We start from the raw sequence: 4,588 nt of genomic DNA on the forward strand, positions 1-4,588 counted from the left end.
TGACCGGCATTACCGCAATTGCGAGGCTTAAATTATATAACGATTTGAATAGTTATTAGCTATTCAAATCTTGAAAAAACTTTTTAACGCCATCGAAAAAACCTTCAGCTTTAGGGCTGTGTTTCTTTGACTGGCCAGTTAATGTCTCTTCAAATTCGCGCAATAACTCTTTTTGACGTTCGTTAAGGTTAACTGGAGTTTCCATGACAACCTTACATAACAGGTCACCAACAGCATGACTACGAACAGACTTAACGCCTTTACCGCGCATACGGAACATACGTCCAGTTTGCGTTTCAGTTGGGATCTTAAGATTAACTTTGCCATCTAATGTTGGCACTTCAATCTCACCACCCAGCGCCGCCTTGCTAAATGAGATAGGCACTTCACAATAAAGGTTGTTGCCATCACGTTGGAAGATTGCATGTTCACGTACACTAACCTGAACATATAAATCTCCAGGAGGTGCACCAAACTCGCCCGCTTCCCCTTCGCCAGATAGACGAATACGGTCGCCAGTATCAACTCCCGCAGGGATCTTAACGGATAATGTTTTGCTCTTCTCTACGCGACCTTCGCCATGACACTTATTACAAGGATCTTTAATGATCTTGCCGCGGCCATGACAGGTAGGACAGGCTTGTTGTACAGCAAAGAAACCTTGACGCATCTGAACTTGGCCTTGGCCATGACAGGTACCACAAGTTGTCGGTTTAGAGCCTTTCTTAGCGCCAGTCCCATCACAAGGTTCACAAGCAACCAATGTTGGGATGCGTAGCTCTTTACTTAACCCTTTAACCGCTTCCTCTAAAGAAAGCTCTAGGTTATAACGTAAGTCACTACCGCGCGCGGCTTGACGTTGTCCGCCACCACGACGTCCACCACCGAAGATATCACCAAATACGTCGCCAAATACGTCGCCAAAATCAGCACCGCCATGACCGCCACCGCCACGATTTGGATCAACGCCAGCATGACCAAACTGATCATACGCCGCTTTCTTATCGCTATCGGTTAGAATTTCATAAGCTTCTTTAACTTCTTTAAAGCTAGCTTCTGCTTCTTTATCACCTGGGTTGCGATCTGGATGAAACTTCATTGCTAAACGCTTATAAGCTTTTTTCACTTCGCGTTCGCTGGCGTCACGTCCGACACCTAATACTTCGTAAAAATCTCGCTTTGACATAATCTCATGCTTTCTTTGCTGGAGTTGCACGAACGGGCGTAAGAGTTACCTCAAACGCCCGCTTGAATAAATTAGGGGTTAACCGTCATTATTTTTTGTCGTCTTTCACTTCTTCAAACTCAGCGTCAACAACATCATCCGCTGCGTGAGCGTCTTGTTGCGCTTCGCCTGCGCCTTCTGACTGACCTTGCTGAGTTTGCGCTTTAGCTTGAGCAATTTCCATTAACTTAGAAGAAGCTTCCATTAGCTCTTGCGTTGCTTTTTCAATCGCTTCTTTGTCGCTACCTTTAGTGGCAGTGTCAACGTTCGCCATTGCAGCTTCAATCTTCTCTTTCTCGTCAGCTGGTAACTCTTCACCGGCTTCTTCGATCTGCTTCTTCGTTGCATGAACCATGCCATCAGCTTGGTTACGAGCTGTTACTAGCTCTTCGAACTTAGCATCTTCGTCAGCATGTGCTTCAGCATCACGAACCATTGCTTCAACTTCTTCATCACTTAGACCTGAAGAGGCTTTAATAGTGATGTTCTGTGCTTTACCGGTTTTCTTGTCTGTAGCAGATACATGCAAGATACCGTCAGCATCGATGTCGAATGCAACTTCAATTTGTGGCATGCCACGAGGAGCAGGCTCAATGCCTTCTAGGTTGAATTGACCTAGAGATTTGTTACCGCTTGATTGCTTACGCTCACCTTGCAGAACGTGAATAGTCACAGCTGCTTGGTTGTCATCTGCAGTTGAGAATGTTTGCGACGCTTTAGTCGGGATAGTGGTGTTCTTCTCGATAAGCTTAGTCATTACGCTGCCCATAGTCTCAATACCTAGAGACAGTGGAGTAACGTCTAGTAGCAATACGTCTTTAACGTCGCCAGATAGAACGCCCGCTTGAACTGCTGCACCGATAGCAACCGCTTCATCAGGGTTAACATCTTGACGTAACTCTTTACCAAAGAATGAAGATACTTCTTCACGTACTTTAGGCATACGAGTCTGACCACCAACAAGAATCACTTCGTTGATATCAGAAACTGAAAGATCAGCGTCTGCTAGAGCTACTTTTAGTGGCTCAAGTGAACGAGTAATTAGATCTTCAACCAGTGACTCAAGTTTTGCACGAGTGATTTTAACCACTAAATGCTTAGGACCTGTTGCATCAGCAGTGATGTATGGCAGGTTAACTTCAGTTTGTGTGGTGCTTGAAAGCTCAATCTTCGCTTTTTCAGCAGCTTCTTTTAGACGCTGCATTGCTAGCGGATCGTTACGTAGGTCAAGAGACTGCTCTTTCTTGAACTCGTCAGCTAGGTAGTTAATTAGACGGTTATCAAAATCTTCACCACCTAAGTGAGTGTCACCGTTAGTCGCAAGTACTTCAAAAGTTTGCTCGCCTTCAACACTGTCGATTTCAATGATAGAGATATCAAATGTACCGCCACCTAAATCGTATACTGCAACGATGTTGTCGCCTTGCTTCTTATCAATACCGTATGCAAGTGCTGCAGCTGTTGGCTCGTTGATAATACGCTTAACTTCAAGACCTGCGATACGGCCAGCATCTTTAGTCGCTTGACGCTGTGAATCGTTAAAGTATGCAGGAACAGTAATAACCGCTTCTGTCACTTCTTCACCTAAGTAATCTTCTGCAGTTTTCTTCATCTTCTTCAAGATTTCAGCAGAGATTTGTGGCGGAGCCATTTTCTTACCTTGGGCTTCTACCCAAGCATCGCCATTATCAGCGCCGATGATTTTGAATGGCATGATGTCAACGTCACGTTGAACTTCATCATCTTTAAAACGACGACCGATAAGACGCTTAATAGCAAATACGGTGTTAGTTGGGTTTGTCACAGCCTGACGCTTTGCAGGTTGGCCAACTAAAGTTTCATCAGCAGTGTATGCGATGATTGAGGGTGTAGTACGATCGCCTTCAGCATTTTCTAATACGCGAGCTTTGTCGCCGTCCAATACTGCAACACAAGAGTTTGTTGTGCCTAAATCGATACCAATAATTCTACCCATGGAGTCCTCCGAAATCTTATCTAAACTAAATTTGTTATCTGGTAATAGAAATGGGGTCAGACTGAATCGTTTTCAAGTCTTAATTTTTGCCCATTTCGTCTCTTGGTTACCTATATTGGGACGTTTGAAACGAATACAAGGGAAAAATGTAAATTTTGTCATTTGATTGCTATTTTTTGATCTCCTACTCAGTTCTAACTCACAGCGAATGTATAATGCATGCAATCGAAGAAGGTATCGTTCCGTTAACCTCTGTGGCAACAGAACGCATGAATAAAGTAGTCTCGACGTAGTAGAGTAGTAGAAATTGAAAACATCCCATCAGGCTTATGCTTTCGGCATAGGCGCAATACTGCTGTGGTCGACTGTCGCCACCGCTTTTAAATTAGCATTGACTCATTACACGCCTTTGCAATTGGTGTTTATTGCTGTCATCACCTCAATAGTGGCACTTGGAGTGATCCTTGCCATGCAAAATAAACTGTCACTCGTTAGCAAACAATTTGCTACTCGACCGTTGTTTTATTTGCAAACGGGTTTACTGAGCCCATTCTTGTACTATTTAGTATTGTTTAAGGCTTATGACTTACTACCAGCTCAGCAAGCATTGTCGCTAAACTACACATGGGCGATTTTACTGCCTTTATTGTCAGTACCTTTATTAGGCCAAACGCTAAGAAAAAGCGACGTTACAGCGGCAGTGGTAGCTTACCTTGGGGTATTTACTATTGCGACTAAAGGCAATTTGACTGGTTTTCAGTTTGAAAGTACCGCTGGTGTGGTACTGGCCTTAACCAGCACATTACTGTGGTCACTGTATTGGATAGTCAACACTAAAGACAAAGGCGATCCGGTTGTTAGTTTACTGCTGAGCTTCTTAGTAGGACTGCCTTTTATAGCCATTGCATTACTAACGACGCAAACATTACCGGCGTGGAACCTCGAGGGCATGTTAGCCGGGGTTTATGTAGGCTTATTTGAGATGGGTGTAACCTTTGTGCTGTGGCTTATCGCACTAAAAAAGGCGGAACGCACCGCCAGTATTACTACATTGGTATTTATCACCCCAGTACTATCAATCGGCTTTATCGCTTGGATCTTGCAAGAAAACATCGAAGTGTCGACCTATATCGGCCTTGCTTTGATCTTGTCTGCATTAGCCTTGCAGCAGCTATTGCCAAAACTAGGCAAATGGCGCGCCAGAAGACGCGCGCCAGTGTAATGGTAATCCAGCAGTAAGAGTTAATAAAAAACCGGCAAACGCCTAATGCCGTTCACTTAACGTGAACGGCTTTCTTTTTTATGGGATATCGGTCCTTTGAACACTTCAACACTCTAGGGTAACTACGCTCCCTTTTCCCCTCTAAAATAAACTGTTTAGCATTCTT

General features: G+C 44.1%; 3 protein-coding genes. 1 reads left to right on the plus strand and 2 read right to left on the minus strand.

Going from position 1 to position 4,588, the window contains the following annotated elements; genetic code table 11:
- Window positions 1–55: 55 nt before the first annotated feature.
- Together dnaJ and dnaK are read right to left on the minus strand one after the other, a co-directional pair.
- Window positions 56–1,186 (minus strand): molecular chaperone DnaJ, encoded by a 1,131-nt coding sequence (dnaJ, locus tag AB4238_RS22195; RefSeq protein ID WP_248973192.1) that lies wholly within the window; start codon window positions 1,184–1,186, stop codon window positions 56–58.
- Between the two features lie 88 nt (window positions 1,187–1,274).
- Window positions 1,275–3,200, minus strand: coding sequence for a molecular chaperone DnaK (gene dnaK, locus AB4238_RS22200; RefSeq protein ID WP_372035774.1), 1,926 nt, complete (start codon window positions 3,198–3,200; stop codon window positions 1,275–1,277).
- A gap of 307 nt (window positions 3,201–3,507) precedes the next feature.
- Here dnaK and AB4238_RS22205 point away from each other — a divergent pair, with 307 nt between their 5' ends.
- The gene (locus tag AB4238_RS22205) at window positions 3,508–4,422 is read left to right on the plus strand and encodes a DMT family transporter (protein WP_372035776.1); all 915 of its coding nucleotides are present in this window, start codon (window positions 3,508–3,510) and stop codon (window positions 4,420–4,422) included.
- The last annotated feature ends 166 nt before the right edge of the window (window positions 4,423–4,588 follow it).

This window comes from Shewanella sp. 10N.286.45.A1 (assembly GCF_041470405.1).
Lineage (GTDB): Bacteria > Pseudomonadota > Gammaproteobacteria > Enterobacterales > Shewanellaceae > Shewanella.

Excerpts from the sequence above, each read along its gene's own strand:
- dnaJ (WP_248973192.1), bottom strand. The coding sequence starts at position 1,186 with ATGTCAAAGCGAGATTTTTACGAAGTATTAGGTGTCGGACGTGACGCC.
- dnaK (WP_372035774.1), bottom strand. The coding sequence starts at position 3,200 with ATGGGTAGAATTATTGGTATCGATTTAGGCACAACAAACTCTTGTGTT.